Source organism: Robertmurraya sp. DFI.2.37, from assembly GCF_029211245.1.
In the GTDB taxonomy this organism is placed as follows: Bacteria; Bacillota; Bacilli; order Bacillales; family Cytobacillaceae; genus Robertmurraya; species Robertmurraya methanolica_A.
In genome coordinates, this window is sequence record NZ_JARGEJ010000794.1 from 1 (window position 1) to 291 (window position 291).

Annotated in this window: 1 protein-coding gene; it reads left to right on the top strand. The window is 49.1% G+C overall.

The window, feature by feature from the left end:
• Positions 1-22: 22 nt before the first annotated feature.
• Positions 23-291 (top strand): CRISPR-associated protein Cas4 (locus PZE06_RS28675; protein WP_275792495.1); only part of this gene is annotated, 269 nt, incomplete at its 3' end.

The following is a 291-nucleotide window of genomic DNA, read 5'->3' on the forward strand; positions in this document are numbered from 1 at the left end:
GAAGGCTTGGCATGTGAAATATATGAAGGTCTATAATGAGGACGACTTTCTTATGTTGTCCGGCATTCAACATTTTGTTTTTTGTCGCAGACAATGGGCGTTAATCCATGTTGAGCAGGAATGGCGGGACAATGTGCTGACACTGGAAGGGCAACTGGTCCATGAGCGAGCAGACAATGCCATGAGCAGGGAAAAGAGGGGAGAGCTGTTCATTGTACGAGCTCTTCCCCTCCAATCCGCAAGCCTGGGAATCAGTGGGATTTGCGACGTTGTGGAATGCGTTCAGCATCC